Raw genomic sequence first — 4610 nt, forward strand, 5'->3', positions numbered from 1 at the left:
ACCGCGGGCAGGCCGGCGCTCTCGCCGAGGACCACCCGCCGCACCACCCGCTCGGCCACCCGCCCGTCGTCGTAGGGGCAGTGCCGTTCGCGGAAGGCCGCGCGCAGTTCGGCCTGGGCCGGGCCGTCACAGGCCCCGGTGACCAGCAGCCGGGCCAGCTCCGCGGTGTCCCGGGCGACCGCGCCCGGCACCTGGACGGGGTACAGCCCGCGCACGGCGTCCAGCGCGGCCCGGTCCGGGCCCCACAGGACCACCGGCCGGTCCAGCGCGGCGAAGTCGGCGATCAGCGGGGAGCAGTCGGTGAGCAGGACGTCCGCCGCCAGGCAGAGGGTGGCCGCGGGCGCCGCGGTGCGGGACACGTCGATCACCCGGCCGGGCGGATAGGTGCCCGGGTCGGGGACGGTGGTGAGCAGCACGAACCGTTCGCCGAGCCGCCGCGCCAGCTCCTCCACGTCCAGCGAGGGCTCCGGGTGCGGGCGCGGGGCCGGCGCGTACAGCACGGCGGTGCGCTCGGCCGGGACGCCCAGCAGGGCGCGCCCGCGGGCGACGTCCTCGGCGGTGGCACGCTGGTAGGCGTCGGTGCGGGGGCGGCCGAACTCGAGGGTGGTGTACCGGCCGGGGAAGCCGCGTTCGTGGACCAGCGTGGTGTGGGCGTCGCCGGACAGGCACAGGTCCCAGGTGTCGACGTCGGCGAGGACGGCGTCGACGTCGGGCCGGGCCGCGTCCAGGCCGGCGCGGGTGAGCGGCAGGCCGTCGAGGGTGTGCAGCAGGACCTGCCCGCGCCGGGGGCGCACCGGGCGGCCGAAGCCGGTGTCGGTGACCAGGTAGCGGGCGCGGGCCAGCGCGGTCCACCAGGTGAGGGAGTCCGGGGTGAGGCGGGAGGTCTCCGGCGGCACGGTGTCGGCGAGTGCGCGCGGGGCGGCCCAGGCGGTGCGGGTGCGCGGCGACCACATCCGGAACGCGGCCTCCAGCGCGCCGGGGTCGCCGCCGTAGGGCGCGGCGCCGTCCCCCGCGGTGAAGAGCGCGAGGTCGCGGGTGGGCAGCAGCCGCTGCGCGGCGTAGTGGGCGCGCAGCAGGAGCGCGCGGGCGGCGCGGAGGGCGGCGCGGGCCGGACGGCCCGCGCGACGGGAGGCGGCCAGGGCGAGCCGCAGGGCGCGCCAGAGCGGGACGCTGCCGCTGCGGATCACCAGGTGACGGCCGCGTGCGCGCGGCCCCGCGGGCGGCGGCCCCGGCACGCGGTGGCGGCGGTGGTGGTCGCGGGCGCGGCGCAGGAACTCGCGGTGGGTGCCGGGCGGCAGCCGGTCGGCGCGCTGCAGGACGGTGAAGTAGTGGTCCGTCATGCGGTGGAACAGCAGGCCGCGCCAGTGCGCCAGGGCGGGCCGGGCGTCGAGGAAGGCGAAGACCCGGTCGTACTGCGCGAAGACGTCGAAGTGCTGCCGGCCAGGGGTGCCGAGGATGTTGCCCAGGCGGCGCTGGCGGTAGTGGAGGCAGACCCGGTCCAGGGTGGCCAGGGAGGCGGCGGCCAGCAGGGCCGGGTAGGTGAAGGGGGTGTCCTCGTAGCAGCCGTCCGGGAAGCGGAGCTTCTCCCGCTCCACGTAGTCCCTGCGGTAGGCCTTGTTCCAGACGACCATCAGCAGATCCAGCAGACCGGGCCGGTCGTCGAGCGGGAAGGGGGCGGGGCCGTCCTCGCGCAGCTCGGCGGCGAGCCGGTTGCGCACGGCGGTGCCGTCCAGCCGGAGGCGGGCGTAGTCGTAGACCAGCACGTCCGGGTCGCCGGTGCGCTCCAGCCGCTCGGCGATCGCCCGCAGGGCGTGCGGGGTGAGGGCGTCGTCCCCGTCGAGGAAGATCAGGTAGTCGCCCGACGCCCGCTCCATGCCCGCGTTGCGGGCCGGTCCGAGCCCGGTGTTGCGCTCCAGGTGGACGGGGCGGACCCGGTCGTCGCGGGCGGCGAGCTCGTCGATGATCGCCCCGCACCGGTCAGGGGACCCGTCGTCGACCGCGATCAGCTCCAGGTCCGTGTACGACTGCCCGAGCACCGACTCCAGGCAGGAGTGCAGGTACGCCTGGACCTGGTACGCGGGCACGATGACACTGAACCTGGGCAACGGCACATCCAGGGGGTGACGGGGGCGGTCGGGCTCGGGCGCCGGGCCGACGGGACCGGTACCGGAAGATCCGAAGGTGTGACCTGGATACGCCTTGTCGCCCTGACAGGTGGCGACGCCGGACGCGTGTCGGGGCGGCCCGTTGACCGGACCGCCCCTTCAGGTGAACGGATTCGCCCGCTTGCCGGACGCTTCCGATCGAGTGACGCGTTTCCCTGACACCACGCCACGGGCTGCCGCCGTGGGGCGCGGTGTCCGCCGCACGGGGACTACTTCACGGCGCCCGCCATCACCCCGGAGACGAACTGCCGCTGGAAGGCGAAGAACACCGCCAGCGGGATCGCCATGGACAGGAACGCGCCCGGTGCGAGCACGTCGATGTTGCTGCCGAACTGCCGCACCTGGGTCTGCAGCGCCACCGTGATCGGCTGGCTGCCGGAGTCGGCGAACACCAGCGCGACCAGCATGTCGTTCCACACCCACAGGAACTGGAAGATGCCCAGGCTCGCCACCGCCGGACCGCCCAGCGGCAGCACCACCCGGGTGAACAGGCGCAGTTCGCCCGCGCCGTCCAGCCGGGCCGCCTCGAGCAGCTCGCGCGGGATCTCCGCGAAGAAGTTCCGCAGCAGGAACACCGCGAACGGCAGGCCGAACCCGGTGTGGAACAGCACCACACCCGCGATCGACCCGAACAGGCCGAGGTCGCCGAAGAGTTCGGCGATCGGCAGCAGCGCCACCTGGACCGGCACCACGATCAGGCCGACCACGCCCAGGAACCACCAGTCCCGCCCGGGGAACTCCATCCAGGCGAAGGCGTAGCCGGCGAGCGCGCCGATCACCACGACCAGCAGGGTGGCCGGCACGGTGATCAGCAGGGTGTTGAACAGCGAGCCGGTGATGTCGTCGTTGCCGAGCAGGTTCGTGTACGACTCGAGAGTCATCCGCGAGGGCTCGGTCAGGACGGTCCACCAGCCGCTGTCCGCCATGTCCCGCGGCGAGCGCAGCGAGGAGAGCAGCAGGCCCACGGTGGGCATCAGCCAGAACAGGCCGACCACCACCAGGAACAGCTGGACCAGCGTCCCGCCCAGCCCGGAGACCGCCCGCGAGGCGAGGGAGGCCTTGCGCGGCGCCCGCCTCCCGGCCGCGGCCGAGGACGCGGCCGGTGTCGTCGGCGTCGAGGTCGAGGTCATCGCTGTCGGCCCTCCTGCCTGATCCGCCGGACGTTGAACCACATCACCGGGACGACGAGCAGCAGCAGGAAGACCGAGATGGCGCTGGCGACGCCCGGCTGGTCCTCGGCGAAGCCCTTCCGGTACAGCTCCAGCGCCAGCACGTTGGCGTCGTCCTGCGAGGAGCCCGGCGGGATGATGTAGACCAGGTCGAAGATCTTCAGCACGTTGATCATCAGGGTGACCAGCACCACGCCCAGCACCGGGGCCAGCAGCGGCACGGTGATCCGGCGGAACACCTGCCACTCGGTGGCCCCGTCCACCCGGGCCGCCTCCATCAGCTCCCGCGGCACCCCGGCGAGCCCCGCGGCGATCAGCACCATCGCGAACCCGGCCCACATCCACACGTACGACCCGATCACCGCCGGGGTGACCAGGGACGGACCGAGCCAGTCGATCCCGTTGTACGGCTCGCGGAAGTTGTCGGCCGGCAGCCGCAGCAGCGCACCGTCGGCCTCGGCGGAGAGGCTGAAGGAGCCGTCCGGGGCCGCCGTTGCCCGGTCCACCACCTTGCCGTCCTTGACCGCCTCGATCCGCATGCCCGGATAGCCGACCTCGGTGGCGTCGGGCTCGTTCAGCGCGCCCACGCCCTTGCCGCGGGTGAAGTCCTGCCAGGTCACCCCGGTGACCCGGTCCTGCTCGGCCTGCGCAGGGCGGGCCGGGGAGGCGTCGTCGGGCATCACGTCGGGTGCCACGCCCACCAGCGGCAGCGACACCGGCGTGCCGACGCGCACCGGATCGGTGGTGACGAACGCGCCGCCGCCGGCCGGCTTCAGCGGCGACTCGCGCCCCGGGTGCGCCTTGGGGAAGGCGGAGGACTCCGCGAAGGTGTCGTGCACCCCCACCCACACCGCGTTGGCGACGCCCTTGTCCGGGTCCTGGTCGTAGACCAGCCGGAAGATGATGCCCGCCGCCAGCATGGAGATCGCCATCGGCATGAAGACGACCAGCTTGAACGCCGTGCCCCAGCGCACCCGTTCGGTGAGCACGGCGAAGATCAGACCGAGCGCGGTGGCGACGGCCGGGGCCACCACCACCCAGATCAGGTTGTTGGTCAGCGCCCGCAGGATGCCGTCGTCGGTGAAGAGTTCGACGTAGTTGTCGAAGCCGGCGAAGTTCTCGCCGGTGCGGTCGAAGAGGCTGCGCAGCAGCGAGTACCCGATCGGGTACACCACCAGCGCGCCCAGCAGCACCAGGGCGGGCAGCAGGAACAGGAACGGGAGCGCGGACGCCCGTCTCCGGGACGCCCGGCCGCGGGGGGACGGCGGGGCGGGGG

3 protein-coding genes are annotated in these 4610 nt (G+C 73.9%); all 3 read right to left on the reverse strand.

Features of this window, described 5'->3' with window-relative positions; all coding sequences use genetic code 11:
• Positions 1-2105: bifunctional glycosyltransferase/CDP-glycerol:glycerophosphate glycerophosphotransferase (locus ACOV8S_RS18475; protein ID WP_448318931.1), on the reverse strand; the 2105-nt coding region annotated here is incomplete at its 3' end.
• A 269-nt stretch (positions 2106-2374) separates the two neighbouring features.
• Positions 2375-3295 carry a carbohydrate ABC transporter permease gene (locus tag ACOV8S_RS18480; protein ID WP_448318932.1) on the reverse strand — a complete coding sequence of 307 codons (921 nt, stop codon included), beginning with the start codon at positions 3293-3295 and terminating at the stop codon, positions 2375-2377.
• A complete protein-coding gene (locus ACOV8S_RS18485) occupies positions 3292-4548 on the reverse strand; it encodes a carbohydrate ABC transporter permease (protein WP_448319444.1) in 1257 nt (418 codons plus the stop codon). The genes ACOV8S_RS18480 and ACOV8S_RS18485 overlap by 4 nt, the downstream gene beginning before the upstream one ends.
• Positions 4549-4610: the final 62 nt, after the last annotated feature.

This window comes from Streptomyces sp. CO7 (assembly GCF_053474865.1).